At 58.4% G+C, this 25922-nt stretch carries 22 protein-coding genes and 2 tRNA genes; 12 read left to right on the top strand and 12 right to left on the bottom strand.

What is annotated here, in order from left to right; all coding sequences use genetic code 11:
• The first annotated feature begins 3 nt into the window (after positions 1-3).
• A complete protein-coding gene (locus tag ACOTZC_RS14305; RefSeq protein WP_045620731.1) occupies positions 4-2697 on the top strand; it encodes a cation-transporting P-type ATPase in 2694 nt (897 codons plus the stop codon).
• Positions 2698-2758: 61 nt separating this feature from the next.
• Positions 2759-3655, top strand: coding sequence for a L,D-transpeptidase (gene ldtA, locus ACOTZC_RS14300; protein ID WP_248161978.1), 897 nt, complete (start codon positions 2759-2761; stop codon positions 3653-3655).
• 156 nt (positions 3656-3811) lie between these two features.
• Here ldtA and ACOTZC_RS14295 read toward each other — a convergent pair.
• Positions 3812-3887 (bottom strand) — tRNA-Asn (locus tag ACOTZC_RS14295).
• Between the two features lie 320 nt (positions 3888-4207).
• Between ACOTZC_RS14295 and nac the strand changes: the two genes are divergently transcribed.
• Together nac and cbl are read left to right on the top strand one after the other, a co-directional pair.
• On the top strand, positions 4208-5125 hold the full coding sequence (gene nac, locus ACOTZC_RS14290) for a nitrogen assimilation transcriptional regulator NAC (RefSeq protein ID WP_064790942.1): 918 nt from the start codon (positions 4208-4210) through the stop codon (positions 5123-5125).
• A gap of 96 nt (positions 5126-5221) precedes the next feature.
• Positions 5222-6172 (top strand): HTH-type transcriptional regulator Cbl, encoded by a 951-nt coding sequence (gene cbl, locus ACOTZC_RS14285; RefSeq protein WP_010432106.1) that lies wholly within the window; start codon positions 5222-5224, stop codon positions 6170-6172.
• Between the two features lie 43 nt (positions 6173-6215).
• Here cbl and ACOTZC_RS14280 read toward each other — a convergent pair whose 3' ends face one another.
• The gene (locus tag ACOTZC_RS14280; RefSeq protein ID WP_057060296.1) at positions 6216-6824 is read right to left on the bottom strand and encodes a glutathione S-transferase family protein; all 609 of its coding nucleotides are present in this window, start codon (positions 6822-6824) and stop codon (positions 6216-6218) included.
• A 170-nt stretch (positions 6825-6994) separates the two neighbouring features.
• Between ACOTZC_RS14280 and ACOTZC_RS14275 the strand changes: the two genes are divergently transcribed.
• The 3 genes from ACOTZC_RS14275 to ACOTZC_RS14265 all read left to right on the top strand — a co-directional run bounded on the left by ACOTZC_RS14275 (position 6995) and on the right by ACOTZC_RS14265 (position 8726).
• Positions 6995-7888: a LysR substrate-binding domain-containing protein gene (locus ACOTZC_RS14275; RefSeq protein ID WP_045356719.1), complete on the top strand. Its 894-nt coding sequence runs from the start codon at positions 6995-6997 to the stop codon at positions 7886-7888.
• 177 nt (positions 7889-8065) lie between these two features.
• A complete protein-coding gene (locus ACOTZC_RS14270) occupies positions 8066-8419 on the top strand; it encodes a type II toxin-antitoxin system RelE/ParE family toxin (RefSeq protein WP_139061122.1) in 354 nt (117 codons plus the stop codon).
• 4 nt (positions 8420-8423) lie between these two features.
• Positions 8424-8726 carry an XRE family transcriptional regulator gene (locus ACOTZC_RS14265; protein ID WP_029741460.1) on the top strand — a complete coding sequence of 101 codons (303 nt, stop codon included), beginning with the start codon at positions 8424-8426 and terminating at the stop codon, positions 8724-8726.
• Between the two features lie 75 nt (positions 8727-8801).
• Here the strand turns inward: ACOTZC_RS14265 and ACOTZC_RS14260 are convergent, their stop codons facing one another.
• Positions 8802-9722: a LysR family transcriptional regulator gene (locus ACOTZC_RS14260; RefSeq protein WP_348564171.1), complete on the bottom strand. Its 921-nt coding sequence runs from the start codon at positions 9720-9722 to the stop codon at positions 8802-8804.
• Positions 9723-9863: 141 nt separating this feature from the next.
• On the opposite strand from ACOTZC_RS14260, the gene ACOTZC_RS14255 reads away from it, so the two are divergent.
• Entirely contained in the window at positions 9864-10253 is a 390-nt protein-coding gene (locus ACOTZC_RS14255; RefSeq protein ID WP_023312340.1) for a RidA family protein, read from the top strand.
• Positions 10254-10336: 83 nt separating this feature from the next.
• On the opposite strand, the gene ACOTZC_RS14250 is transcribed toward ACOTZC_RS14255, so the two are convergent.
• From ACOTZC_RS14250 to ACOTZC_RS14225, 6 genes are all read right to left on the bottom strand, one after another.
• Positions 10337-10412, bottom strand: a tRNA-Asn gene (locus tag ACOTZC_RS14250).
• A gap of 164 nt (positions 10413-10576) precedes the next feature.
• Positions 10577-12766, bottom strand: coding sequence for a TonB-dependent siderophore receptor (locus tag ACOTZC_RS14245; protein ID WP_048977175.1), 2190 nt, complete (start codon positions 12764-12766; stop codon positions 10577-10579).
• Between the two features lie 26 nt (positions 12767-12792).
• Complete coding sequence (locus ACOTZC_RS14240; protein WP_421635832.1) at positions 12793-14118, bottom strand: lysine N(6)-hydroxylase/L-ornithine N(5)-oxygenase family protein; 1326 nt, start codon at positions 14116-14118, stop codon at positions 12793-12795.
• Positions 14115-15857 (bottom strand): aerobactin synthase IucC, encoded by a 1743-nt coding sequence (gene iucC, locus ACOTZC_RS14235; protein WP_421635831.1) that lies wholly within the window; start codon positions 15855-15857, stop codon positions 14115-14117. The genes ACOTZC_RS14240 and iucC overlap by 4 nt, the downstream gene beginning before the upstream one ends.
• Positions 15854-16801 (bottom strand): GNAT family N-acetyltransferase, encoded by a 948-nt coding sequence (locus ACOTZC_RS14230; RefSeq protein WP_047173644.1) that lies wholly within the window; start codon positions 16799-16801, stop codon positions 15854-15856. Before ACOTZC_RS14230 ends, iucC begins: the two co-directional genes overlap by 4 nt.
• Entirely contained in the window at positions 16801-18543 is a 1743-nt protein-coding gene (locus ACOTZC_RS14225; protein WP_421635830.1) for an IucA/IucC family protein, read from the bottom strand. The genes ACOTZC_RS14230 and ACOTZC_RS14225 overlap by 1 nt, the downstream gene beginning before the upstream one ends.
• Positions 18544-18681: 138 nt before the next feature.
• On the opposite strand from ACOTZC_RS14225, the gene ACOTZC_RS14220 reads away from it, so the two are divergent.
• Positions 18682-19893 carry an MFS transporter gene (locus ACOTZC_RS14220; protein ID WP_047173646.1) on the top strand — a complete coding sequence of 404 codons (1212 nt, stop codon included), beginning with the start codon at positions 18682-18684 and terminating at the stop codon, positions 19891-19893.
• Here the strand turns inward: ACOTZC_RS14220 and mtfA are convergent.
• A complete protein-coding gene (gene mtfA / locus ACOTZC_RS14215) occupies positions 19890-20687 on the bottom strand; it encodes a DgsA anti-repressor MtfA (protein ID WP_023312333.1) in 798 nt (265 codons plus the stop codon). The two genes, ACOTZC_RS14220 and mtfA, sit on opposite strands and share 4 nt — an antisense overlap.
• 215 nt (positions 20688-20902) lie before the next feature.
• Between mtfA and ACOTZC_RS14210 the strand changes: the two genes are divergently transcribed.
• The 3 genes from ACOTZC_RS14210 to ACOTZC_RS14200 all read left to right on the top strand — a co-directional run bounded on the left by ACOTZC_RS14210 (position 20903) and on the right by ACOTZC_RS14200 (position 23567).
• The gene (locus ACOTZC_RS14210) at positions 20903-21049 is read left to right on the top strand and encodes a DUF2256 domain-containing protein (RefSeq protein WP_065454001.1); all 147 of its coding nucleotides are present in this window, start codon (positions 20903-20905) and stop codon (positions 21047-21049) included.
• Positions 21046-22575, top strand: a complete 1530-nt coding sequence (locus ACOTZC_RS14205; protein ID WP_126811308.1) for a cryptochrome/photolyase family protein — start codon at positions 21046-21048, stop codon at positions 22573-22575. The genes ACOTZC_RS14210 and ACOTZC_RS14205 overlap by 4 nt, the downstream gene beginning before the upstream one ends.
• A 92-nt stretch (positions 22576-22667) precedes the next feature.
• Positions 22668-23567 carry a LysR family transcriptional regulator gene (locus ACOTZC_RS14200; RefSeq protein ID WP_023312331.1) on the top strand — a complete coding sequence of 300 codons (900 nt, stop codon included), beginning with the start codon at positions 22668-22670 and terminating at the stop codon, positions 23565-23567.
• Here the strand turns inward: ACOTZC_RS14200 and ACOTZC_RS14195 are convergent.
• On the bottom strand, positions 23542-24330 hold the full coding sequence (locus ACOTZC_RS14195) for a substrate-binding domain-containing protein (protein ID WP_163353967.1): 789 nt from the start codon (positions 24328-24330) through the stop codon (positions 23542-23544). The two genes, ACOTZC_RS14200 and ACOTZC_RS14195, sit on opposite strands and share 26 nt — an antisense overlap.
• Positions 24327-25640, bottom strand: a complete 1314-nt coding sequence (locus ACOTZC_RS14190) for an MFS transporter (RefSeq protein ID WP_421635829.1) — start codon at positions 25638-25640, stop codon at positions 24327-24329. The genes ACOTZC_RS14195 and ACOTZC_RS14190 overlap by 4 nt, the downstream gene beginning before the upstream one ends.
• Positions 25641-25922 lie beyond the last annotated feature (282 nt).

The following is a 25922-nucleotide window of genomic DNA, read 5'->3' as shown; positions in this document are numbered from 1 at the left end:
ACGATGAAAACAGGAAAACCTGAACGTCCGTATTATCAACAAACCGTTGACGAAACCCTGTCGAATATCCACTCCACCCTGGAAGGCCTCAGCGGCACAGAGGCATCAGCCCGACTTCAGCAGCACGGTGAGAATGCGTTACCGCAAAAAAAGGGCAAACCCGCCTGGCTGCGCTTCCTGGCGCATTTTAACGACGTATTGATTTACGTGCTGCTGGTGGCCGCGTTGCTTAAGCTCTTTATGGGCCACTGGGTAGACATGTTTGTGATCCTTGGGGTTGCCATCATTAACGCGCTGATTGGCCATATCCAGGAGAGCAATGCTGAAAAATCGTTGCAGAGCATTCGCAATATGCTCTCCAGCGAAGCCGTGGTGGTACGACAGGGGAATCATGAAACGATCCCCACTACGGCGCTGGTCCCGGGAGATATCGTGGTGATCCGCGCCGGGGATCGTATCCCTGCGGACCTGCGCGTGATTGAAGCGCATAACCTTCGCGTGGAGGAGGCCATCCTGACCGGCGAATCCACCGTTGTTGAGAAAAACAGCGATGCGTTAAGCGGGGAACTGCCCTTAGGTGACCGGTATAATCTGCTCTACTCGGGCACCACCGTCAGCTCCGGCGGCGGTAAAGGCGTTGTGGTAGCGACCGGGGGGGAGACCGAGCTGGGCCACATCAATCAGATGATGTCCGACATTGAAAAGCACCGCACGCCGCTGATGGTGCAGATGGACAAGCTCGGTAAGACCATCTTCATCACTATCCTGGTGATGATGGTGGCGCTGTTTGTCTTTAGCCTCCTGTTCCGGGATATGCCGGTTTCTGAACTGGTGCTGTCGCTTATCAGCCTCGCCGTTGCCGCCGTGCCGGAAGGCCTGCCGGCCATCATCTCCATCATCCTTTCGCTTGGCGTACAGGCCATGGCGCGCCGCAAGGCCATCATTCGCAAGCTGCCTACGGTTGAAACGCTGGGGGCGATGACGGTCATCTGTTCGGATAAAACCGGCACCCTGACGATGAATGAAATGACGGTCAAAGCGGTGATAACCGCTGACACGACCTATCGCGTGGAGGGCGACAGCTACGAACCGGTGGGGAATATTCACCCCGTAGATGACCCAACGCCCGTCAGCGTGACGCAGGGTTCCCTGCTGGAACGCTACCTGCGCACCATTGACCTTTGTAATGACAGCCAGCTGATCAAAGACGAGCAGGGGCTGTGGAAAATCACCGGGGGCCCAACCGAGGGCGCGCTGAAGGTGCTGGCGGCGAAAATCCCGCTCCCTCCGGTCGATACCGAAATGCGCAGCAAAATCCCGTTTGATTCACAGTATAAATACATGTCCACCCTGTACCGGCTGGGTGATGAAGAGGTGATTTTAATCACCGGCGCGCCGGACGTCCTGTTCCGCCTCTGCCAGTACCAGCAGACGAATGACGGGCTGCAGCCGTTCGATCAGCCTTACTGGGAAGGGAAGATTGAAGAGTATGCCCGGGAAGGTCTGCGCATGGTGGCCGCGGCCTGGAAACCTGCCCGCGAGGGGCAACGCGAGCTGGATCACCCGGACCTGCATGACGGCGTGATCCTGCTGGGCATTGCCGGAATGATGGATCCGCCGCGTCCGGAGGCCATTACCGCCATTGCCGACTGTCTGCAGGCCGGGATCCGCGTGAAAATGATCACCGGCGACCACCCGCAAACGGCCATGAGCATTGGGCAAATGTTGGGGATTGGTAACGCCGCAAGCGCTGTTACCGGACGTGAGCTGGAAGCGATGGACGATCGTCAGCTGAGCGACGCCGCGCAGCAGTACGATATTTTCGCCCGAACCAGCCCGGAGGATAAATTCCGCCTTGTGCAGGCCCTGCAAAGTAAGCAGGAAGTCGTGGGCATGACCGGGGATGGCGTAAATGATGCCCCGGCGCTCAAGCGGGCGGATGTGGGTATCGCCATGGGGATTAAGGGGACGGAAGTGACCAAGGAGGCCGCCGACATGGTGTTAACGGATGACAACTTTGCCACCATTGCCAGCGCGGTGCACGAGGGACGCCGGGTTTACGACAACCTGAAAAAGACCATTCTGTTCGTTATCCCCAGCAACATCGCGCAGGCTCTGCTGATCATCATCGCGCTGCTGGCGGGGAACCTGATCCCGCTGACGCCGGTCCTGATCCTGTGGATGAACATGGCCACGTCAGCAACGCTGTCGTTTGGCCTGGCGTTTGAAGCGGGTGAGAAGGACATCATGAACCGGCCACCGCGCAAGGCTAATCTCCATGTGATGGACGGCTATGCCATCTGGCGCGTGGTGTTTGTCGGTCTGATGATTGCCATTAGCGCCTTCGTGCTGGAAGCCTGGCTACAGCCGCGCGGCTATTCGGCGGAATTTATCCGCACCGTGCTGCTGCAAACCCTGGTGACCGCGCAGTGGTTCTACATGCTTAACTGCCGCGTGAATGACGGCTTCTCGCTGAGCAAAGGCCTGCTGGCGAATAAAGGGATTTGGATCGTGAGCGGCGTACTGCTGGCGCTACAGCTTCTTATCATTTACGCACCGTTCATGCAGATGCTGTTTGGCACCGAAGCGCTGCCGTTCCGCTACTGGGTCATCACCTTCCTGATTGGTTTTGTGATGTTCCTTATTGTCGAGGCGGAGAAAGTGCTGACGCGCAGGTGGCGCAAAACCGAAGCGTAATAGCGTAAACTGAGAAAGCCTGCCTGAGTCCGGGCTTTCTCTTTTTTGAGCGCAGAAAACTATGATTCGACTTACCTGGTTCGTCCTTACGCTGTGTGCCGCTGTACCCGGTGCGTTTGCCGTAACCTATACGCTTCCGCCGGAAGGCAGTCGTCTGGTGGGAACCCCGATTATCATCACCGTTCCTGAAGGTAACACGCTGCCTCTGGAAGCCTTTGCCGCGCAGCACGGGCAGGGGCTGAGCAATCTGCTGGAAGCGAACCCGGGCGTAGATCCTTTTTTGCCTAAATCCGGCACCCGGCTGGTGATCCCTCAGCAGCTGATTTTGCCCGACACCGTCCGCGAGGGCATTATCGTGAATGCTGCGGAAATGCGTCTCTACTATTATCCGCCTGGCGGTAATACCGTTGAAGTTCTGCCCATCGGCATAGGTCAGGCCGGACGCGAAACCCCGCGTAACTGGGTGACGGCCGTTGAGCGTAAGCAGGAGGGGCCAACCTGGTCTCCGACGCCGAACACGCGCCGTGCCTATGCGGCGGAAGGGAAAACGCTTCCGGCATTCGTGCCCGCCGGGCCGGATAACCCGATGGGGCTGTATGCCATTTATATCGGCAGGCTGTATGCCATTCACGGCACAAACTCGAATTTCGGCATCGGGCTGCGGGTGAGCCAGGGCTGTATCCGTCTGCGCAATAACGACATCAAGTATCTTTTCGATAACGTTCCCGTAGGTACCCGCGTGCAGCTTATCGATCGGCCTGTAAAGATGACCACGGAGCCGGACGGCAGCCAATGGGTGGAAGTTCACGAGCCATTATCACGCAACCGCGCGGAGTTTGAGTCAACCCGGAAAGTGCCGCTGCCTATTTCAGACGCGCAGCGAACGCAGCTGATAAACGAGGGCGCGGGCGCTGAGCTGGAACGGCGGTCGGGGATGCCGGTGAAGCTTGACATGTAGAGGCATAGTGCGGGCTGGTTCCCTCACCCCAACCCTCTCCCACGGGAGAGGGGGCACACACGAGCCCCGGAGGTCGGGTAAGGCGAAGCCGCCACCCGACAATTTTCGAGATGCAGAAAAGCAAAAAGCCTGCTTTAAAAGCAGGCTTTTCAGATTTGGCTCCTCTGACTGGACTCGAACCAGTGACATACGGATTAACAGTCCGCCGTTCTACCGACTGAACTACAGAGGAATCGTGTGAACGGGGCGCATATTATCGACCTGCGTTCGCCTTGTCAAAGGGTGGATCAACGCCTTTTGATCGTTTGCTGACAAAATCGGCAAAGTGATGTTTTTGACAGCGGAATGCACCGTCATGGTGCGGGTATACCCCTAATGGGGCAGATCATAAACTGCTGTTTCGGTAATAAAACCCCCCTCTGTAATTAGGTTTCCTTATTTTCAGGCGCTTAGCGAACAATTTAGACCGCCTGGTAAAAGTGGCATTCATATTGCAAAACCTGTTCAACAACGACAGCCGGTTCCGGCACAGCATTTCGAACAGGGGGCAAAATGAACTTAAGACGACTGAAATACTTCGTAAAAATCGTCGATATCGGCAGCCTGACTCAAGCGGCAGAAGTGCTGCATATCGCGCAGCCTGCGCTGAGCCAGCAGGTGGCTACTCTGGAAGGCGAGATGGATCAGCAGCTGTTGATCCGCACCAAACGCGGCGTCACGCCAACGGAAGCAGGCAAGATCCTGTATACCCATGCGCGCACCATCCTTCGCCAGTGTGAACAGGCGCAGCTGGCGGTGAATAACGTGGGCCAGACCCTGAGCGGACACGTTTCTATCGGCCTGGCGCCGGGAACTGCCGCGTCCTCTATTACCATGCCGCTGCTGCAGGCCGTTCGCGCCGAGCTGCCTGAGGTGCTGGTCTACCTGCACGAAAACAGCGGCTCCGTGCTGAATGACAAACTGCTCAACGGCCAGCTGGATATGGCGGTCCTTTACGATCGCTCCCCGGTCGCCGGCATCACCAGCCAGCCGCTGCTGAAAGAAGATCTCTACCTCGTGGGCACCCGCGACTGTCCGGGCCAGAGCGTAGACCTTACCGCCGTGGCAGAGATGAACCTTTATCTGCCGCGCGACTACAGCGCCGTGCGCGTGCGCGTGGACGAAGCGTTCTCCCTGCGCCGCCTGACGGCCAAAATCATCGGCGAAATTGACTCAATTTCCACGCTCACAGCGGCCATTGCCAGCGGGATGGGGGTGACCGTGCTGCCGGAATCCGCAGCCCGCTCGCTGTGCAGCGCGGCAAACGGCTGGATGGCGCGGATCACCACGCCTTCCATGAGCCTGCCGCTGTCGCTGAACATGTCTGCTCGCGGTTCGCTGTCGCCGCAGGCGCAGGCGGTAAAAGAAATTTTGATGTCGCTGGTCAGCAAGCCGTCGCTTGAGAACCGTGAACTCCTGCTCGTGAGCTGATATTCCATAAAAGCATAAGATGCTGGTTTTTATTATTTGTTCTGCAGCGCGGCTGACTCTAACAATAGAGCTATGTCAGATGCGCCGGAGTGAATCGTGAATTTCCAGCAACTTAAAATTATCCGTGAGGCGGCCAGGCGGGACTACAACCTGACCGAGGTCGCCAATATGCTTTATACCTCTCAGTCCGGCGTCAGCCGCCATATCCGCGAGCTGGAAGAGGAGCTGGGCATCGAGATCTTTATCCGTCGCGGCAAGCGGCTGCTCGGCATGACGGAGCCGGGTAAGGCTCTGCTCACCATCGCTGAGCGGATCCTCAACGAGGCCAGCAACGTGCGTCGTCTGGCGGATCTCTTTACCAATGACGCTTCGGGCGTACTCACCATCGCCACCACCCACACCCAGGCGCGCTACAGCCTGCCGCCGGTGATTAAAGCGTTCCGCGAACTTTTCCCCGACGTCCGTCTGGAGCTTATCCAGGGCACGCCGCAGGAAATTGAAGTGCTGCTGCAAAACGGTGGGGCGGATATCGGCATAGCCAGCGAACGCCTGAGCAACGACCCGCTGCTGGTGGCGTTCCCCTGGTTCCGCTGGTACCACAGCTTATTACTCCCGGTCGATCATCCGCTCAATCAGGTCTCTCCCCTGACGCTGGAAGACATTGCGAAATGGCCGCTCATTACCTACCGCCAGGGGATCACCGGACGCTCGCGTATTGATGAAGCCTTCAACCGCAAAGGGTTAACGCCGGACGTGGTGCTGAGCGCGCAGGATTCTGACGTGATCAAAACCTACGTCGAGCTGGGTCTGGGCATTGGTCTGGTGGCGGAACAGTCCAGCGGAGAACGCGAGGACGGGAACCTGGTGCGTCTTGATACGCGTCACCTGTTTGACGCTAACACCGTATGGCTTGGCCTGAAGCGCGGGCAGCTGCAGCGCAACTACGTGTGGCGCTTTATCGAGCTCTGCAACGCCGGGCTGTCGGTGGATGAGATTAAACGCCAGGTGATGGAACCGGAAGAAGTGGCGATTGATTATCAGATTTAGGCGCTGGTTTGCCCGGTAGCGCTGCGCTGACCGGGCTCATCGCTTAGTTGAACGGATATTTTTTAAAGACCGCCTGTGATTCAAATGATTCGGCAGCCGCCTGAATCTCTCTAAAATCCGCTGCGTTAACGACGTGCGGAATCATCGACTGAATAAACGTCCAGACAACCGTGCTCGTGACGGCAACCTGATCGGGATCGGCGGAGGCCGGACGCGTCTTCAGCAAGGCATTCCATTCCCTGCAGGCCGCCAGCAGCTGGGTTGTAATGCGTTCGACCCATAAAGCGTGCTGCTTTTCCAACGGGCGCTGGTGGTGTTCATACACATTTTGCACTGCTTTCTCCGCGGCGGCGAGGATAAAGCCCAGCGTCTGAAGATCGTTTGCCAGCGCATCCGGCGCGACGGGCAGGAGCCTCCGCTCGGGTGCGGCCTGAGCCTCGAAATAATTCAGTATCAGCGACGAATCCATCAAACGTACTCCGTTATCCAGAATCAGCGTGGGCGCTTTTACCGCGGGGTTGATTCGGGAGAACGCTTCGAAAGTGCTAAAGACCGACAGCGGTTGGCTTTCAAACTCAACGCCATAAAGCTCAAGGGAGATCGCCACGCGCCGTACATAAGGTGAATCCATCATGCCAACAAGCTTAATCATCGTTCCCGTTTTCCTGTCTCTGTGAAATAACGCGTCATTGAAGAGGATGAACAGACAGTACAATATAAACTTCCTGGCGAATATCTTCCGTATCTTACCGTAAAGGTTAGTATTACTGACATGTTGGCAAGTTGCCGTTATACATCCAGCGCGGATAAGGGAGAGCTTTCATGTCGGATTTTCCACCCATTGCCAGTTTGCGAAGCTTTGAAGCCGTCGCCCGTCTTGGCAGCGTGACGCTGGCGGCGAAAGAACTCCATGTTACCCATTCCGCAATCAGCCAGCAGATCAAACTGCTGGAGGAGATGGTGGGCGTAAAGCTCTTTATCCGTCAGGGACGCGGGGTGCAGATCAACGAAGAAGGGCGGCTATATGCCTTACAGGTACGCGAGGCGTTGAACCATATTGCGGATGCCACCCGGCTTGTACAGGTGAAACCGAGAAAGCAGGAGCTGACGCTGGCGATGGTGCCGTCTTTTGGATGCCACTGGCTGTTGCCGCGTCTGGAACGCTTTCGGGCGAAATATCCGCTTATCACCCTTCGGATCCAGGCCAGCCTGACGGTCACCAGCCTGCAGCAGGAGGGGATAGACATCTCGATACGGATGGGGAAAGGAAACTGGGAAGGGAGTGAAAGCCAGTACCTTTTTTCCGATGAGCTTATTGTGGTGGCCGCGCCTGGCTATAACGACGGTGTGTTGCCCGCTACGCCGGCTGAGATTGCAAAAAGTCATATTATTTTTTCCATGGAGTCGTGGAAAACGTGGTGCGTGAATGCGGGGCTGGAGAAAGAGATCGTGCCTGGCGGTTTATGCATTAACGACTCCAATATCATTATCGAAGCTGTTCGGCTCGGGAAAGGGATCGCGCTGGAGCGCCGCTCTCTGGTTCAGGATGCCATCACCCGGGGTGAACTGGTCCAGCTAACCTCCATTACCGCGCCGTATCCCTGGCCTTACTGGCTGGTGACAGCGCGGTCAACGGAGACGAAGCCGGAGGTGGCTCTTTTTGTCGCATGGCTGGATGAGGAGGTGGCGGTCTGGCGGCAGTTGACGGGCTGCTGAACTTTTTTCGATGCTGCTCGTAACAAAATGAATATCCAACAAGGGATACACAGAATTACTCCGGCACGCGTTCAGTCTTTCCGTAACCCCACAAGATTCTGCTTTTCCATCTCTGCATAATCATCGCTATAGCTTTGCATGTATATAGTTTTTGATCTATATTGGATGGGAGGCCTTGTGTCGGCAATTAACACGACGGACAGGTTTGATCGCTGGTTTACTTCGCTTGAAGATACCGAACGCGCCAGCGTACTTGCAGCCCTGCTTGTTTTGCGAGAGAAGGGGCCGGGTTTATCGAGACCCTACGCCGATACGCTTAAAGGCTCTCGTCACAGCAACATGAAAGAGCTACGTATTCAGAGTAAGGGCGATCCCTTGCGGGCGTTTTTCGCCTTTGATCCAAACCGCACGGGTATCGTGCTTTGTGCGGGCAATAAGGTCGGCAATGAAAGGCGATTCTACGATGAGATGCTTCTCGTTGCTGACCGGGAATTCACTCACTGGCTGAATACATTAAAAGAGAGGGAATAGCGCGATGGGAAGAACCCTTGAGCAGCTTATAGCGGATGAAAAGCCGGAGGTTGTCGCCAGCGCTCAGGCGATAGCAACGGATATTTTGCTCAACATTCATCTTGCTGAGTTACGCGAGAAAGTACAAAAAACGCAGGTAGAAATGGCGCAGGCGTTGGGTATCAGGCAACCTACCGTTGCGGTAATGGAAAAGCCCGGGCGCGATTTGAAACTCTCTTCTCTCAAGCGCTACGTTGAGGCGGCGGGCGGAAAGCTGCGGCTTGATGTGGAGCTGCCGGATGGCTCGCACTATGAGTTCGTGCTGTAGGGCAGAAAAGCAAAAAAACCTGCTTCAAAACCGCCAGCATGACCGTCACTCGCGGTGATGAACGAATAGATGCAATTACTTATGGGTAGAAGTGGGGACATGCTGCTGCATCAATTCAACGATCCAATCAATAAAAACGCGCAGTTTGGCGTTAACGTGGCGGTTCGGCGGAAATGCCAGATACAGGGGCATTGGATCAATACGCCAGTCTTCAAATAGCGGAATCAAGGAACCACATGCCTGATGCGCTGCCGCCATATAGACGGGTAGCGCAATCACGCCTAATCCCGCGAGCCCGGCTTCGAGGTAGGCGTTGCCATCATCCACTGCAAGCACATAGCTTCCCGTGATTTCAATACGTACACTCTCACCGTTCAGTACCAGAGGATCAATCTTACCGGTGCGTGAGGACAAGAATCCCACTATGCGATGGTCCGTGTTTTCCAGCTCTCGCGGGTGCGCAGGGGCGCCGAGGCGTTCCACGTAGCTCGGTGCGACGTAAACACCGATTTGCAAATCGCCAACATGGCGTGCGATCAGGGACTGGTCATTGATTCCCCCGCCGCGCACGACGCAATCCACGTTGTCGCCGATCAGATCCACCACCCGGTCACTCACGCCCATGTCGAACTGGATATCAGGGTAGCGCACGTGAAAAGCCGGTAGCGCGGGCACCAGCACCAGGCGGGCGAGAGGAGTGGGCACATCTACCCGTAGCCGTCCTCTGGGCGTAATTGCCGCACTGGACAGGCTGTTTTCAGCATCTTCCATGTCCGCCAGCAGGCGGATGACGCGCTCGTAGTAGACCGCGCCATCAGGAGTCACACCGAGCCTGCGGGTGGTGCGATGGAGCAGCTTTACGCGCAGGCGAGCTTCGAGCTGCTGAATAAGCTGCGTCACCGTGGTTTTGCTCATATGAAGCGTTTGGGCAGCCCTGGTGAAACTGCCAGCCTCCACCACGCGAGCAAAGGCGCGCATCGCATCGAAACGATCCATCCCAGGTCCTCTCTTTTCGCAGATTGTTTGGATATTACAAACAATGATGAACAAAGTCGCTTGTTTATCCGCCCGATCTGGCACCTGTAAAGTGTCTTTATGTTCACCGGGCAGATTTCGCCCCATTACAGAGGCACAAACATGACAACACGCGAAGCCGTTTTTCCATTAGGACGACAGGCGCTCTACGAGCGTAATCGCTATTCACCCGCCATCAAATCTAACGGCTTCCTGTTTGTTTCGGGACAGGTAGGTAGCCGGGAGGATGGTTCGCCTGAAGAGGATCTCAACGCGCAGATCCGGCTGGCATTCGATAACCTTAATGCTGTTCTCGCAGCTGCGGGCTGCACGTTCGATGACGTGGTTGACGTTACCCTCTTTGTCGTCGATCCCGAGTCAAACCTCGACGCAATCTGGAGTATCCTGCCAGAATATTGGGGGGAAGCGCCTTACCCTACGTTGACTGGGATCGGCGTGACGTGGCTGTACGGATTCCAGTTTGAGATTAAGGTGATTGCCAGGCTGCCCTAAGCGACAGGAGCTTTTTGCCATACGGCAAATTATCCGAACGCAGAAAAGCAAAAAGCCTGCTTTAAAAGCAGGCTTTTCAAATTTGGCTCCTCTGACTGGACTCGAACCAGTGACATACGGATTAACAGTCCGCCGTTCTACCGACTGAACTACAGAGGAATCGTGTGAACGAGGCGCATAGTAGCGGCCTCGGTACGCCTTGTCAAAGGGTGAAAACGCACTTTTCTTTCGTTTGCCGACAATTTCAGCAAATCGCTGATTTTATAGCAAATTCGCGTTGAAATTACACAGCAAAATGCGCCGCCCGCAGGCGGCGCTCAGGATCAGAACAGTACGGAGTAGTTCAGACCAAAGGTACGTCCGCGGCCTTTATAGGTATACAGCCCCGGCGCACCGTAGGTTGGGCTATACAGCCCCGGCGCGCGCTGGCCCCAGGCGGTGGTGTAGTCTTTGTCCAGCAGGTTTTCCACGCTGAAGCTGACCTTACCCACCGGCAGGGCGTAGCTGCCCAGGAAGTCGACCGTGTTATAGCCATCGATCTTCTTGCCGTCGGAGTCTGACACGTCAAAGGTCTGCGTGCTCTGCACGCGCAGGGTCCAGTCGCCCGGCGCCCAGTTGACCCATGCGCTGGCTTTCGACGGGCTTGCGCTGTCAACCGTCAGCTTCTCCCATTTCCCGTTTTCGCGCGTTTCAGACTTGATGGCGTTAAAGTTAGCACCGGTGCTCCAGTCGCTGTCGGTGAAGAAATAGTCCACCTGACCTTCCACCCCGTAGATACGACGCTTGTCGTCTTCCAGGTTGATGGTCATATCCGTCTTGTTGATGGTGATGGTTTTATCCGAGAGCGAGTAATACGCCGCGACCTGCGTGCGCAGGTTATCGCCGGTGTAGCGCCAGCCCAGCTCATAAGCGTTGACCTTGATACCGTCCAGCGTCGAGTCGTTCACGTTGACGCTGTTCAGCAGGCGATAGTGACCGTTGCTGAGCTGATAGGTGCCGGAGCCGTAGTACTTCGCCAGGTCCGGAATTTCGAAGCCCTGGGAGAAGTTAAACCACAGCTGCTGCTGTTCGGTCAGGCGACCGAGGATCCCGGCGTTAAACAGGAAGTTATTGTAATCGGTTTTCCCACCCGGCACCGCATCGGCGGAGGTGGCTTTCCCGGTGGCGATGGCCTGCTGCTGGGTATAACCGACAAAGTCGTCCACCTTGTTCTCGGTGTACTGATAACGCACGCCGCCGCTCAGGGTGATGGCGTCAATGTCGTAGCTGGCCTGCAGGAACGGGGCGAGGTTGGTGATGCTGTAGCCCGGGTAACGGCCCACGTTGTAGGCGTTATCCAGCTCCATGCCGCCGCTCGCCGCAGCCTTGCTCAGGTTAAAGAACTGCTGGTTGGCATCGAAGGTTTCGTGGTCGGCATCCACACCCCAGGTCAGCGTCAAATCGTCCACCGGCTTGCTGTTCAGCGTCAGCTTGCCGCCGTAAAAATCGGTTTTCTGCTGGGACGCGCCGATGCTGCTCACCACGCCTTTGGTCAGGGTCGGGAACGGATAATAGGTCAGGCTCTCGTCGCGATAGTAAATCTGCGCGACCAGATCCTGGCCCCAGAAGTCGGTATTGGAATACTGCAGGTTAATCAGATGGCGCTCGGTACCCGGTACGCGGTCAGAATCGAGATTATCTTTGTTGTACGCGGTCGCATCGCCCGTTACCGCCGAGAAGTTCTTCCCGAGATACAGCCCATGCTTGCCGTCGGACTCGCTCTTGTAGTACTGCGTCGTCAGCTGCAGCTGCTGACGATCGTCAATGTTGATGGTGCCTGTGCCCATCACATCAATACGGTCGGAATACTGGAGGCCGGTCTGGGTGTTATCGATAATCACCTCGTTGCCTTTGCCGTCATACCAGCCGCCGTAGCGCTGATACGACACCGACAGACGACCGGAGGCGTTGTCGTTGCCGCCGCTTACGGCTGCCGACACGTTCTCATCGTGATCGTTGTGGCTATTAAACCCGCTTTTTGCCCCGGTCTGGAACTCAACCTCGGTCTCCGGCTGGCCCTTTTTGGTGACGATGTTCACCAGGCCGCCGGTGCTGCCGCCGCCGTAGAGCGAGGTGGCGCCGGAGATCACTTCGATACGGTCAATGTTGAACGGATCGATAGAGTCCAGCTGGCGGCTGTCGCTGCGGGACGAGTTCAGGCGAACGCCGTCCACCATCACCATCATGGAGCGGCCGCGCAGGTTCATGCCGTAGTTGGTACGGCCCTGGCTGCTGACGTCCATGCCCGGGATCAGCTGCGCCAGCACCTCTTTAATCTCTTTCCCGCCCTGAACCTGCTGTTCAATTTCAGCCCGTTCAATGACCCAGGTGGTCTGCGCCATCTCCGCCACGCTGCGGTGCGCGCGGCTGGCGGAGACAACGATATTTTCTTCCTTTTGTTCTTCCGCCCACGCAGAGGTAGAAAGCATTGCAAGCAAGCAAGGATTTAAAACCCAAAGATGAGAACGTTTCATTGTTATGTTGATCCTGATTGTGTGTGTCAGTACTCGGTGGTTTTTGCTAATGATTTAAAAACCGGGCTGCTGTCCGGGCTGGTGGTTGTGCGCCAGTGGATAACGCCGGGTGTGGTGGCCAGCTCAAACGGCTCGTCGGCATGCGCGCGATTAAGAATTCGCGCCGCGCGCCAGGCCATCAGGCTGAGCTGGGGTTCGGCAATGCCGAGACGGTGCATCCCGGCGTTCACGGCGAACAGGCGGTTGCTCTGCGGGCCGTCCCATTCGAGGGTGAAATCGTTGTTAATGCAGAAGGCTTCGTCCGTGTCCAGATGCAGGCGGTGAGACAGCGGCGCCAGGAACGCGGGCTGCACGGCGCGGTAGCCGGTGGCGAAAATCACCACGTCGCTCTCCAGCTGCTCGCGGCCGCCGTCGAGGTGATGCTGAATGCTCAGGCGATGTCCGTTTTCCTGGCGCGTCAGGGCCGTCACCGAGCGGGACGGCATCAGGTGCGCCCAGGGTTTTTCACGCAGCACTTCGAAGCGGTGGTACATGGCGCGGTAAATCGCCAGCAGGGACTCGGTTGTGATGCCGTCGGAGGTCATCTTCTGCTCGTGCAGCATCTGACGTCGGGCCTCTTCGCCCAGCGTGGAGAAGCTGTCCACGTACTCCGGCGTGAAATACTCGTTGGCAAAGGCGGCTTCATCCAGCGCGTTATAGTTATTGCGGCGCGATACCCAGTTCAGGCTCAGCGGCTGGCCCCATTCGCCGCGGAAGATATTCAGGAACAGGTCGGCCCCGCTCTGGCCGCCGCCGACGACGGTGACGCGCTTGCCGGTGAGATCCGGCGTGCGCAGCATCATCTCGCTGGCGTGGAAACAGGTATCGTCCTGCGTCGTAACGCAGTCAGGCAGGTTGATCTGTTTGCCAATACCCACGCAGACGTGGCGCGCCAGGAAGCGGTCGCGCTGGGTCACCACCTCAAAGAGGCCGCTTTTCTCATCAAAGCTCACCTGCTGGACCTGCTGGCTGAAGGACAGATTGGTGAGGTTTTCCGCCGCCCAGCACAGGTAGTCCGCAAACTCTTCGCGGGAGACGGTGCGCTGCTCGGTGGTCAGGAAGCGGTAGAACTTTTTGCGCTGCACCAGGTAGTTCAGGAAGCTGTGGCGGTTGGTCGGCTCCACGGCGCTGACTAGATCCTTCAGGAAGCTGGTTTGCATGTGGCAGTCCGGCACCATCATTCCCGGGTGCCAGGAGAAGTGCGGTTTACGCTCAAGGAACAGCGAGCTAAAGCCGTCCAGCCCTTCGGCCAGAGCGGCGATGCTGAGGTTAAACGGGCCAATACCAATGCCGATGAAATCATAGGTTTTCATTGCGCTGACTCCCGGGAGGCGAGAAAAAGAGGGTTATCAAGATCGGTGACATAGTTCGGCAGCATGCGGCTGCCGCCGTCGTGTTCGGAGAAGGTCAGTTTGACCGGGTTGAGGATCACGCGAATAATCTGCGGCTTGAAGAGATCGAATTTGGCGAAGCGCTCTGCCAGATCCGGGTGCGCCGCCATATACTCCCGTAAAACTCCGGCCAGAATCTGGTAGAAGCGCGTTTCGCTCACGCCGCATTGCAGGGTGAGGCGCGAGATAAAGCGCAGCACCGTCACAAAGTTGCCGGTTTGCAGGTCGTGAATGATGTAATCCGCGCTCAGGCGCGCCGTGACGGCCTTCACCTGCTCCGGCAGGCTCTGGGCCTGCGGGAAATCCTCATCCACCAGGCGCATATCGCCCTGGAAATCCTTCAGCAGGATGCGCTGCGGGACGTAATCCTTCATCACCACAGTCACGTTCTGGCCGTGGGCGATCAGCGCCACGCCGTAGCGGCAGAGCAGGTGATAGAACGGGATCACCGTTGCCTCAAACAGCTTTTCCAGCCATGCGTCGGCGCTTAGCCCCGAGCGTTTAATCCACGCGTCGATCAGCGGGCGCCCGGCATTGTCGGTTTCCATCAGCGCGGCCATCAGCACCGCCTGTTCACCGTCTTCTAAATAACAGGACGGATTCTCGCGCCAGATCACCCCCAGCATCTCCTGATAGCGGTAGGGCGCTTTCGGCAATGCGGCATAGCCCGGATGCGAAAGATAGCCGGCAGCGGGTTCGCCAAGCACCTGCGCACCGGAGCGGATCAGCGTGGCGTCGGTGGCAAACTGCTGCTGAAGCCAGCGCGAGGCCAGCGGCCCGGCAGCAATGTATTTGCCCGGGATGCCGCGATAGCAGGAGGTGTTGTAGATGGTCAACGGAAGCTTGATGTCATACGGCGCGCGACGGCTGGCGTTGGTGAGCGTGCGCAGGGACTGCTGCGCCAGATACTCGTCGCCAAATTCGCCCAGCTCAATCATCTCTCCTCGCGCCAGCTGGGCCAGGAAATGAACGGCGATCTTCTGCTGCCACTGCCACGGGTGCAGCGGCAGTGGCAGCCAGCCGTCGTTGAGACCCAGCGCCTGCCAGCGGGCGTCAAAGCGGGCGCGCTCGGCGTTGTCCATGGCGCTCGCCAGCAGAGCGTTGATCTCGCAATCGGCGTCGCTGCTCCAGACCAGATGCTCGCGCTGAACGGCGACCCAGTGCAGGCGAAAACGTCCGCGATACTCGGGCGCGTACTGACGCAGCGCGTCCAGGCCCCAGCCGCGGCGACCTTTGTTGAAAATAAACTTCGGGTGACCGCTCATCAGACACTGTAATTCGTCCGGGTCGAGGTGGATCAGCGCGTCCGCGTCCAGCGCTTCACGCGCCTGCAGCAGCTGCATGTCGCCGCGCAGCGTGGCGTAGAGATCTTCCATATGCTCTGCCGTTTGCGCGTCGCTCATCTCCAGCACCGTCGCCAGCTGCAGCAGCGCGCGTTCCGCTTCGACGGCTTCGCCGCTGGCGGCGATCAGGCTGTCCGGGTCGATATGCAGCCAGCCCCAGATCCCGCGCGCGGCGCGAAACTGCCAGGACTCGGTGCCCATAGTGATGCGCCAGCCGTCCGACGAAACCGGCTCAGCGCGCAGGGTGCGTTCGTACTCCAGCTCGGCGAGGATCTTCGCCACCATCTCGCGGTTCACTTTCTGCCAGAGCGCGTTCACAGTTCCACCTCGCTGAAGAAGCGGTGGCGCTGGCTCATGATCAGGCGCGAGCGCTTGTGCGGGAAGTCGAACTCTTTCACCGTCTCGAAACCGGCGGAGGCCAGATGGCGGAACAGGCGCTGGTTGTCGAAGCGCGGCTCGGCCACGATGCGCGCGGTGCGCGGTTCATCGAGATACAGATAGTGGCTCAGGCCGCGCAGCCAGCTGCGGATGTACTGCGCGCCGCGCCAGTTCTCTTCGCCCACCAGCATGTGCAGGCCGCGGTCAAACGGCTGCCAGCGGTAGTGGCGGCCAATGCGGTCTTCCGCCGCCCAGTAGAGCTCAAAATAGCCGAACGGCTGGTCGTCGAAGCAGCCGATAACCGGGTAGCAGTACGTCGAGTCAAGCTGACGGCGCAGGTAGCTTTCCTGCTCCGCCTGCGGGCCCGCCATCTCCCAGAAGGCGTTCACGCGCGGGTTGTTCATCCATTGGGTAAAGCGCTCGCCGTCCAGCGCCACGTCGACCACGCGGAAGCTGAGGGTGCGCTTAATTTGCGGATCGTAGCGACGGTATATTTCGCCCTGCGGGCGGTGAGGACGCAGCGGGAAGTACAGCTGACGGCTCTCATCAAACTGCATCCCGCCGCTGGCCTGCGGCCGTTCGCCTTTCAGCCACAGCGGCAGCTGCCAGAAGGTTTCGCGTGCCAGATAGTCCCCGTGGGCCAGGCTAAACAGCGCCTGCGCCTGGGGGTCATCCTGCCAGGTCGCCCAGGGCAGGGTAATGCCGGTCAGCGCGGGTGCGGCAACAAACAGCTGATCCAGGGCTTCGACCAGCCAGCCGTCCGGGAGCCCATTCAGACGCTCCAGCACCGCGCTGCCGTCGAGACCCAACGTCAGCGGCAGCGCGCGATCCGTTGCGGTGCAGCGAAAGCCGTAGCCGGAATGGACGATATTCGCGATTGCCATTACGCCTTCTCCTTGTAAAACGGGTTGCTAAAGTCGAAATAGATCACCGCCGGATCGGCGATGGTGTTTTCATTGCGATCGTGCAGGTAGCAGAAGAAGTTGCCTTTGCAGTTCCAGGTCGGGCTGTCGAGCACGTAGTCGAGGCAGCGGGTCTGCTTTGCCGTGCGGCGCAGTTCGGCCAGCGCGTCGCGCACGCGGGACATCAGGTTCTCCTCGCTGTCAAAACCGGCAGCGGCGAGGGCGGCGGTGACGGCAAGGGTAGAGTTCAGCAGCAGGTAATAAGGGAAGTAGCGCAGCAGCTGGCTCTCACCGAAGCGGTTTTCCACCTCCGTTTCGCCCGCCTCTTTCAGCCACGCGTCGGCCCCTTCGGTCCACGCGCTGCCCTGGCAGTCGCGGTAGATCAGCCCGACGGGGAAATCCTGCTGCATCTCAACGAGGATATTTTGCTGGTGCGCAAGCAGGACCAGACCGTAGTCCGCCTCGGCGCTGAACAGCGGGAGCAACACGCGGTCGCAATAGGCGTCCAGCCAGCAGCGGGCGGCCTGGGCGAGCGGTAAATCCAGACGCTGGTTCAGACGGCGCACCGCGGAAGCCAGCAGGCTGTCGCCGCCGTCCGGCGCGGCCTGGGTCAGGCTCACCAGCACGTTGGTCTGGGTGTCTGGCGTATCGAACAGCAGATTGACGCGCAGGGCCATCAGGCTCTCTTCCTGAATAACGCCGCTTTCGTCACGCAGCCCCGCCCAGCCGTCCTCCTGCATCACGCGCATGGTTGGGTAGCGAGCCTGTAAATCTTGCCAGCGTTCCGTTTTCGCCAGGCGCGCCAGGCGCATTCCGCGCTTAACCTCTTTGACCGACAGCGTGCGCACGGAGTTGGTCAGGCGCACGCTGAGGGAGAACTTAATCATGTCGCTGTTGGTTTCGCTGTACAGCGAGCGGGAGGAGCTGGTAGGCAGCCACTGCGCGCCCGCTTCGCCCAGATCCTGCAATGACCCGTTTTCCGCCAGACGCTGGCACCAGTCCTGCTCCAGCAGATAGTCGGCCTGCCATGGATGCATCGGCAGCAGCCAGCGGGTGTCGGTGAAGTGGCCGAGCAGCTCAGGCGCGCTCTGGGCCGCGAAGCGCAGCAGACGCTCGCGCAGGGAGACGTTCAGGCTGTCGCCGGCAACGAGCGTACTCTCAACGGCAAACCAGCGCAGCGGGAAGCGGGAGGCGAAATCGGGCAGATAGCGACGCGCCTCGGTTTCGTTGAACGGCTCGTGCGACTTCGGTGCAGGGTGAAACGCGTGGCCGACCAGCAGCGCCTGTTCCGCGTCGGCAAACGTCAGCGGCTTATCGCGCAGGTTTGCCCAGCTGTGGCGCAGATCGATCGCCTGCCAGGTGTGCGCATGGCTTTCCAGAACGCGCTGCTTAAAACGCGCCAGCGTATCGGCATCCAGCGAGCCTTGAACTGATGGTTTTTCAAGAATTAAATCAACCAGTTGGTCAAATGTGACGGCGTCACCGTCATCACTGTTGCTCTGAATAAGCGTTGCCGGGAAACGGTACTGATGATGCTGGGTGGGAGAGAAATAGCGTACCGGAACCCGTAGCGCCTGGGTTTGGGACAGCGGGATATGAATGTTCGGTAACGCATCCGCAGCGGTAGCGGGGAGATAGCGCCAGTCCTTCGTTTCGCGCAACAGGGCGTTTAAAAAACATTGGGCTGCAACGTCTGTACCGGCAGAGCGGGGCAGAGCACGCATAGATGTACCTCATTCCATGATTGATAATAATTCTCGTTATGATATTCATTCTGTTTACAGTCGCAACCATTTTTGCAATATTTGTTTTCATAAACTTCATAATTTCCACACATTTATTGACACTATGTTCACATTCTCATGCGCGCTGACTCTGAAACCTTGACGGAGAACGTCACTTCAAAAGCTAACTGGCCCCTGGCGTTATGTGCGGGTTTATTAGGTATCGGGCAAAACGGCCTGCTGGTGATGCTCCCGCAGCTGGTGACCCTGACCGGGCTGTCGCTCTCGGTCTGGGCCGGTCTGCTGATGTTCGGATCCATGCTCTTTTTACCGGCCTCGCCCTGGTGGGGACGCCAGAGCGAGCGACGGGGATGTAAGGCCGTGATGCTGGCCTCGCTGAGCGGCTATCTGGCCAGTTTCGCCGTCATGGCGCTGGTGGTCTGGGCGATGGCGGCCGGAAGGCTGGATACTTTCTGGGGACTGGCGGGACTGATTCTTTCGCGTCTGCTTTACGGACTGACGGTCTCGGGGCTGGTGCCTGCGGCCCAGACGTGGGCTATTCAGCGTGCGGGGCTGGAGAAAAGAATGGCGGCGCTGGCGACGATAAGCTCCGGCCTCAGCTGCGGACGTCTGCTCGGCCCGCCGCTGGCGGCGCTAATGCTCAGCGTCAGCCCGGTGGCGCCGCTCTGGCTAATGGCGATCGCGCCGTTAATCGCGCTGCTGCTGGTGCTTCGCGAAGCCGCAGACCCGCCGCTGCCGCCGGTGGCGCACCAGGCGACCCGCCTGCAGGCCTCGATGCTGCCGTTCCTGCTGCTGGCGCTGCTGCTGGCGGCGCTGGTGAGCCTGATGCAGCTTGGCCTGTCACCGCATCTTAGCCCCTTGCTGGAGGGCAACGCCCGGGAGATCAGCCATCATGTTGCGCTTCTGCTGAGCCTGGCCGCGCTGGCCACGCTCGCGGCGCAGTTTCTGGTGGTCCGCCCGCAGCATTTCACCCCGGTGACGTTGCTCTGCATCGCGGCGGTGCTGATGGTGGCCGGGCTTGGGCTGATGACCGTCGCGGGTTTAACGCTGTTCTACGTGGGGATTGTTATCACTTCACTCGGGGCGGCGATGGCCACGCCGGGCTACCAGCTTCTGCTGAACGACAGGCTGACCACCGGGAAAGGGGCGGGCGTTATCGCCACCAGCCACACGTTAGGCTACGGCGTCAGCGCGCTGCTGGTGCCCGTGGTGACGCGCTTTTACGGCGAGCAGTCTTTGACGGTGGCCGCGTGGGGAATGGCAGTGCTGTTTTTAGCGTTGAGCATAGGGGTACGCTCAACCGAGCGGACCCCTTCTGAAAAGCCTTAATGGATCTGGCGGGAGGAATGGCCGCCAGACTCCTCATTTTGCCGCAGACGCTGGAGCGGATCCTGCTGATAAAACTGGCAGAAACGCTGCCACAGCGCCGGGAAGCGGGGCGCGAAGAGTTCGGGCGCGCTGAAGAAATACTCCGAGAGCACCGCAAAGCACTCGGCCGGGTCGGTTGCCGCATAGGCGTCAATGCTGGCCGCGCTTTCGCCCACCAGGTCTATTTCATCCTGAATGTTATCCATCGCCGCGTGCAGATCGTGCTCCCAGCCCGCCACCTCGCGAAGCGGGATCAGCGGAACTCCGCTGGCGCGATCGCCGTTGCGGGTATCGAGCTTATGCGCCACTTCATGGATAACCAGATTAAAACCGGACGCATCGAACGAGTCCTGAATGTCGAGCCAGTTCAGGATAATCGGCCCCTGCTGCCAGCTTTGTCCGGACTGCACCACGCGCTGGTTGTGCACCAGCCCGATATCGTCCTGCCATTCGTCATCCACCACGAACGGCGCAGGATAGATAAGCACCTCGTGGAAACCGTCCAGCCACTCAATGCCGAGCTCAAGCACCGGCAGACAGAAAAGCAGGGCGATACGCGCGTTTTTCAGGGGATCGAGTTCGAAACCCTGCAGTGGAACCAGACGTTTTTGCTGTAAAAAACGATCCGCCAGCTGAACCAGTTTCGCTTGTTCATCCGGCTTAAGATTAGCCAGAACAGGGATCGTCAGCGCGTCATCCCATGGCAGCGCCATATCCCGGCCAGCTTCATTCGTTTTCCAGGGCCACTTTATCATCGCTTTGCTCGCAAACTCGTCACTTGAACAAAAATGGGAAAGTCAGGTTTGGTTAAGATGCCAGAAAATCGCTCACTGCGACAATTCCAGCCTGAATAAACTATCATTCGTACGTAGCGGTGGGTAGCGGTTTACGGGCATCACCTTCATTTTGTGAAGTCTGTCGTAGCCTTAACCCACAGGTTCAGTGAAGAAATCAGTACGGTATTGAAAAGATGAGCGATTTCAAAGGTAACAAGCAGAGCCTGCCCAGCCGTGCGTGCGCGCACTGCCAGCGGCCCATGACGTGGCGCAAGAAATGGGCGAAATGCTGGGATGAGGTCAAATACTGTTCCGAGCGCTGTCGTAGGAGCCACCGTTGACCGAACTGCGCCTGATCCTCGGCGATCAGCTTAATCCGCACCACAGCTGGTTTGATGCCTGCAATCCAAATGTCATTTACGTGATGCTGGAGCTGCGGGCAGAAACCGCGTACGTGCTTCATCACGCTCAGAAAGTGATCGCCATTTTTGCGGCCATGCGCGCGTTTGCCACTGCGTTAAAGGAGAAGGGGCATCGGGTGAGGTATGTCCGGCTCTCTGACGACTCAAACCGCGGCGCGCTGGAAGACAATCTCAACGCGCTTGTCGCGCATTACGGCGCCGACAGGGTGATATGGCAGGAGCCCGACGAATGGCGCCTGGATACGCAGCTGCAGGCGTGGGCGAAAGCGGCGTCCGTCGAAACGGCCTGCGTCAGCAGCGAGCATTTCTTCACTACCCGTGAACAGGTGAGCGCGTTCTTTGCGACGCGCAAAAGCTGGCGAATGGAGTACTTTTACCGGGAAATGCGTCGTCAGCACGGTGTACTGTTAACCTCAGAAGGCGAGCCGGAAGGGGGGAAATGGAATTATGATGCCGAAAACCGCAAACGCTGGTCCGGCGAGCCGCCCGCACCGGAGGATTCGCGTCCGCGCCACGATTATTCAGCCTTATGGGCGGAGATCCAGCGCTGCGGCGTAAAGACCTTCGGCGAACCGCAAGCCGGGAATTTTCGCTGGCCGCTCAACCGTTCGGAAGCCAAAGCCGGGCTGGATGAATTTATCGCTCACGTGCTCCCCCAGTTCGGCGCCTGGCAGGACGCGATGCACGCTGAGGAACCTTTTCTGTTCCACTCGTTAATTTCATTCGCGCTGAATACCAAAATGCTTAATCCGCGGGAAGTGGTAGCTGCCGCCCAGCAGGCATGGCGTTCGGGCCATGCGCCGCTGCCTGCCGTTGAAGGGTTTATCCGACAAATTCTCGGCTGGCGGGAGTACGTGCGCGGGATCTACTGGTCGCAGATGCCGGGCTATCGGGAGCTGAATGCCTTAGACCAGCACGCCCCGCTGCCGGACTGGTTCTGGACCGGCAAGACGCAGATGCGCTGCCTGGCGCATGCCGTTGGACAGTCGCTCACCGAGGCTTACGCCCACCATATCCAGCGCCTGATGGTCATCGGGAACTTTAGCCTGCTCAGCGGCCTGTCGCCGCAGGCGGTTCATGAATGGTATCTGGGGGTCTACATTGATGCCTTTGAATGGGTAGAGCTGCCCAATACCCTCGGGATGAGCCAGTTTGGCGATGGCGGATTGCTGGCCAGTAAGCCCTACGTTTCGAGCGCGTCGTACATTCACAAGATGAGTAATTACTGTCAGGGGTGCCGGTATCAGCACACCCAGCGTACCGGAGAGCTGGCGTGCCCCTTCAATGCCCTTTACTGGGATTTCTTTGCGCGCAACCAGGCGCGTCTGGGTAACAATCCCCGCCTGGGCATCGTCTTTAAACAGCTTGTGGACATGAAGGAAGAGGAGCGGCAGGCCATTGCCGATCGCGCCGGGTATGTTCGCCTGCATCTCAACGAGCTCTGACGTATTTCAACACCGCGCCGGTTGCGGTGGGTCAATAAGACGCTATTATTTTTGACTTTGCTGCGTATTCCCCGACAGGACATCCAGACGCTATGCCCGTGAATTTTGACCTTAACGATCTTTATGCTTTCAGAGCGTTAGTGGAATACGGTAACTTCCGTGTCGCCGCTGAATCTATATGCTTATCCCAGTCGGCGCTAAGCCGCAGGATTGAAAAGCTGGAAGCCGCGCTGGGAAACCGGCTGTTCGATCGTACCACCCGCCGCGTGGCCCTGACGCTATACGGGCAAAACTTTGCTGAACGCTCCGCGCAGCTGCTCGACAACGTTGAGTCAATGCTGGCGGATGTCGATAAGGTCAGCGAAGAGCGGACGGGGCTGATCACGGTTGCCACGGTCCCGTCCGCGGCCTGTTACTTTATGCCCGATGTGATCCGTCGTTTTCAGTCTCGCTATCCGCGCGTTCGCATTAAGCTCATCGACAGCAGCGCGGGGAATGTGATTGACGCCGTGGCCCGAAGCCAGGCGGATTTTGGTATCAGCTTCGCAGGAAACCTGCCGTCTGACATCGAATTTTTCCCGCTGGTGGAGGATGTCTATGTTGCGGCGTGCCGAAAGGATCACCCCCTGGCGCAGAAGAGTCATCTTACGTGGCAGGCCTTTTACCAGCAGGATTATATCTCCCTCGATAAAACGTCAGGTAACCGTAACCTGCTCGATCGGATGCTGGGGGATATCGTTCCCGAACGCCCCAGCGTTTGCGAAACGCGCCACGTTACCACGATGCTCGGTATGGTAGAGGCGGGGATCGGCATTGCTGCCGTTCCCGCCATGTCGATGCCGACGTCAGAGCACACGCTGCTGACGCATCTGCCGCTGGTGGCGCCGGAAGTGAAACGCACCGTGGGGCTTATCCGGCGCCGGGGGCGCATCCAGTCCTATATTGCGGCTGAACTGGAAAAACAGATCACCGAGCAGTATCGCCGGACGTAACGGGGATCATTCCCGTCTTCTGGATGACGTCCCTGGAGGGCGGTGAGGCGAGATAGGTTAGCAGCGCTTTCCCCTCCGCGGGATATTCTGCGTGACGGGTGACCGCACCCGCGAAGCGCGTGATGTACTGCAGATTATCCGGGATTTTCCCGATAAAGGTGACGCCCTGAACCGGCAGCAGCTCGCTCACCTGCTGGAAACCGACGGTGTATTTTCCTTTCGCCACTTCTGAGGCGACCGGGATACGCTCGACCATTGTCGCTTTATCCGCCACTTCCTTTTCAATCCCCAGCTTTTTGAACAACGTCTGGCTGACGTACCTGCCGCTGGCGCTGTCAGAGTAGGCGATGGAGCTGGCCTGCAGCAGCGTTTTACGCAGAGCCGCCTCGCTGCTGATATCAGGGACATCCGCCCCTTTTTTCACCACCATGCCAACGGGGGAGTCCGCGAGTTCCGTTCGCGAACCCGTCCGGGTCTGGCCGGCTTTTTCGAGCTTCTCCAGCGCATCGCCCACCATAATCACCACATCGGCTTTCTCGCCGCGCGCCAGTCGGTTTGGGATCGCCTGCGGCGTAGCGCCCATTGAGGGTCCGGGGATAATCACGATTTTATCCCCGGTCCGGCGTTCATAGTCCGGGGCCAGCTTTTCCAGGGCGGCCTTGAAGCCGCCTGAAATCATGACCTTCACGTCCTGGGCACAGGCATTAACGCTCAGAAGCGCCAGCACCAGCGCGCTGGCGGTAAAGCGATAGGTGCGTTTCATACTGCCCCCTGTGACTTGACGGTGTTTTGCAGCGATACCGCGCGGCGGCGGTAGAGGTAGAGCGTGGCCAGCAGGGCGCACACGGCGGCGAAACTCATCCAGTAGCCAGGCGAGGCTTTGTCACCGGTGTATTCAATCAGCGCGGTGGACATGACCGGGGTAAAGCCGCCAAAGACCGCCGTTGCCAGGCTGTAAGCCAGAGAGAACCCCGCCACGCGCACTTCAGCAGGCATAATCTCCGTCAGGGCCGGGATCATCGCGCCGTTGTACAGGCCGTAGAGGAAGGAGAGCCACAGCAGCACGATCAGCATCATGGAGAAGCTGGGCGCGCTCGCCAGCAGCGTCAGGGCAGGGTAGCTGGTCGCCAGCGCAAGCAGGGCCATGGCAATCAGCACCGGCTTGCGCCCGAAGCGATCCGACAGCGCGCCGCCCACCGGCAGCCAGATGAAGTTAGAAATCGCCACCAGGAGCGTGACCAGCAGGCTGTCCGAGGCGCTGAGCATCAGCACCTTTTTGCCAAAAGTGGGGGCGTAGACGGTGATCAGGTAGAACGCGGTGGTGGTCATCGCCACCATCAGCATGCCTGCGACCACCACCTGACAGTTGCCGAGCAGCGTTTTAAAGACCTGACGCATCTCCAGATGCTGGCGGCGCGCGCTGAACTCTTCCGTCTCCTCCAGCTTGCGGCGCAGGAAAAAGATAAACGGCACGATTAAGCAGCCGAACAGGAACGGGATGCGCCAGCCCCATTCGCGAATGGCGCTCTCCTCCATCAGGGCATTCAGGGCAAAGCCCATCGCCGCGGCGACCATAATGGCGACCTGCTGGCTGCCGGACTGCCAGCTGGTGTAAAACCCTTTGCGCCCCGGCGTGGCGATTTCAGCCAGATAAACCGAGACGCCTCCAAGCTCCGCACCGGCGGAAAAGCCCTGCAGCAGACGGCCCGTCAGCACCAGCAGCGGCGCCCACAGACCGATGCTTTGATAAGAGGGGATAAGCACGATCAGGAACGTCCCCGCCGCCATGATGGAAAGCGTGACGATTAGCCCCTTTCTGCGCCCCACCTTGTCGATATATGCGCCAAGCACGATGGCGCCTATTGGACGCATCAAAAAGCCCGCGCCGAAGACGGCGAAGGTCATCATCAGCGACGCAAATTCACTGCTTGCCGGGAAGAACGTGTGGGCGATGTAGGTGGCATAGAAGCCGAAAAGAAAGAAATCGAACTGCTCAAGAAAGTTGCCGGACGTCACGCGAAGTATGGCGCCCGCTTTCGAGCGTACGGTTGCAGGTGAGGTTGAGGAAAACATGGTTATCTCCAGTTTATTGTTGACGTTTTACGCGTCTGTTTTTGAAAACTGGATCAGGATGAGGAAATAGATAAGCGCAAATGCCGCATCGGCTGATGCACTTTTTGCATGAATAGCCTTCGCGGGATAAATACAATTAATGATAACAATAACTTAACAATTAATTGATTTTTTATTCACCACGTTTTGCTAAGTGGCTGATATCACGGTTTTGTGACATGACGCAGGCGCATGTCTTTCTGCGACTGCCGGGCAGCGTTGTGCCACCCGGACTGTCTCGAC

The sequence above is a fragment of the Enterobacter cloacae complex sp. SHL009 genome (genome assembly GCF_049237205.1).
GTDB lineage: Bacteria > Pseudomonadota > Gammaproteobacteria > Enterobacterales > Enterobacteriaceae > Enterobacter > Enterobacter cloacae_M.
This window is presented reverse-complemented; position numbering and strand designations above follow the sequence as displayed.

Excerpts from the sequence above, each read along its gene's own strand:
- ACOTZC_RS14305 (WP_045620731.1), top strand. The coding sequence starts at position 4 with ATGAAAACAGGAAAACCTGAACGTCCGTATTATCAACAAACCGTTGAC.
- ldtA (WP_248161978.1), top strand. The coding sequence starts at position 2,759 with ATGATTCGACTTACCTGGTTCGTCCTTACGCTGTGTGCCGCTGTACCC.
- nac (WP_064790942.1), top strand. The coding sequence starts at position 4,208 with ATGAACTTAAGACGACTGAAATACTTCGTAAAAATCGTCGATATCGGC.
- ACOTZC_RS14280 (WP_057060296.1), bottom strand. The coding sequence starts at position 6,824 with ATGATTAAGCTTGTTGGCATGATGGATTCACCTTATGTACGGCGCGTG.
- ACOTZC_RS14275 (WP_045356719.1), top strand. The coding sequence starts at position 6,995 with ATGTCGGATTTTCCACCCATTGCCAGTTTGCGAAGCTTTGAAGCCGTC.
- ACOTZC_RS14265 (WP_029741460.1), top strand. The coding sequence starts at position 8,424 with ATGGGAAGAACCCTTGAGCAGCTTATAGCGGATGAAAAGCCGGAGGTT.
- ACOTZC_RS14260 (WP_348564171.1), bottom strand. The coding sequence starts at position 9,722 with ATGGATCGTTTCGATGCGATGCGCGCCTTTGCTCGCGTGGTGGAGGCT.
- ACOTZC_RS14255 (WP_023312340.1), top strand. The coding sequence starts at position 9,864 with ATGACAACACGCGAAGCCGTTTTTCCATTAGGACGACAGGCGCTCTAC.
- ACOTZC_RS14245 (WP_048977175.1), bottom strand. The coding sequence starts at position 12,766 with ATGAAACGTTCTCATCTTTGGGTTTTAAATCCTTGCTTGCTTGCAATG.
- ACOTZC_RS14240 (WP_421635832.1), bottom strand. The coding sequence starts at position 14,118 with ATGAAAACCTATGATTTCATCGGCATTGGTATTGGCCCGTTTAACCTC.
- ACOTZC_RS14230 (WP_047173644.1), bottom strand. The coding sequence starts at position 16,801 with ATGGCAATCGCGAATATCGTCCATTCCGGCTACGGCTTTCGCTGCACC.
- ACOTZC_RS14225 (WP_421635830.1), bottom strand. The coding sequence starts at position 18,543 with ATGCGTGCTCTGCCCCGCTCTGCCGGTACAGACGTTGCAGCCCAATGT.
- ACOTZC_RS14220 (WP_047173646.1), top strand. The coding sequence starts at position 18,682 with ATGCGCGCTGACTCTGAAACCTTGACGGAGAACGTCACTTCAAAAGCT.
- mtfA (WP_023312333.1), bottom strand. The coding sequence starts at position 20,687 with ATGATAAAGTGGCCCTGGAAAACGAATGAAGCTGGCCGGGATATGGCG.
- ACOTZC_RS14210 (WP_065454001.1), top strand. The coding sequence starts at position 20,903 with ATGAGCGATTTCAAAGGTAACAAGCAGAGCCTGCCCAGCCGTGCGTGC.
- ACOTZC_RS14200 (WP_023312331.1), top strand. The coding sequence starts at position 22,668 with ATGCCCGTGAATTTTGACCTTAACGATCTTTATGCTTTCAGAGCGTTA.
- ACOTZC_RS14195 (WP_163353967.1), bottom strand. The coding sequence starts at position 24,330 with ATGAAACGCACCTATCGCTTTACCGCCAGCGCGCTGGTGCTGGCGCTT.
- ACOTZC_RS14190 (WP_421635829.1), bottom strand. The coding sequence starts at position 25,640 with ATGTTTTCCTCAACCTCACCTGCAACCGTACGCTCGAAAGCGGGCGCC.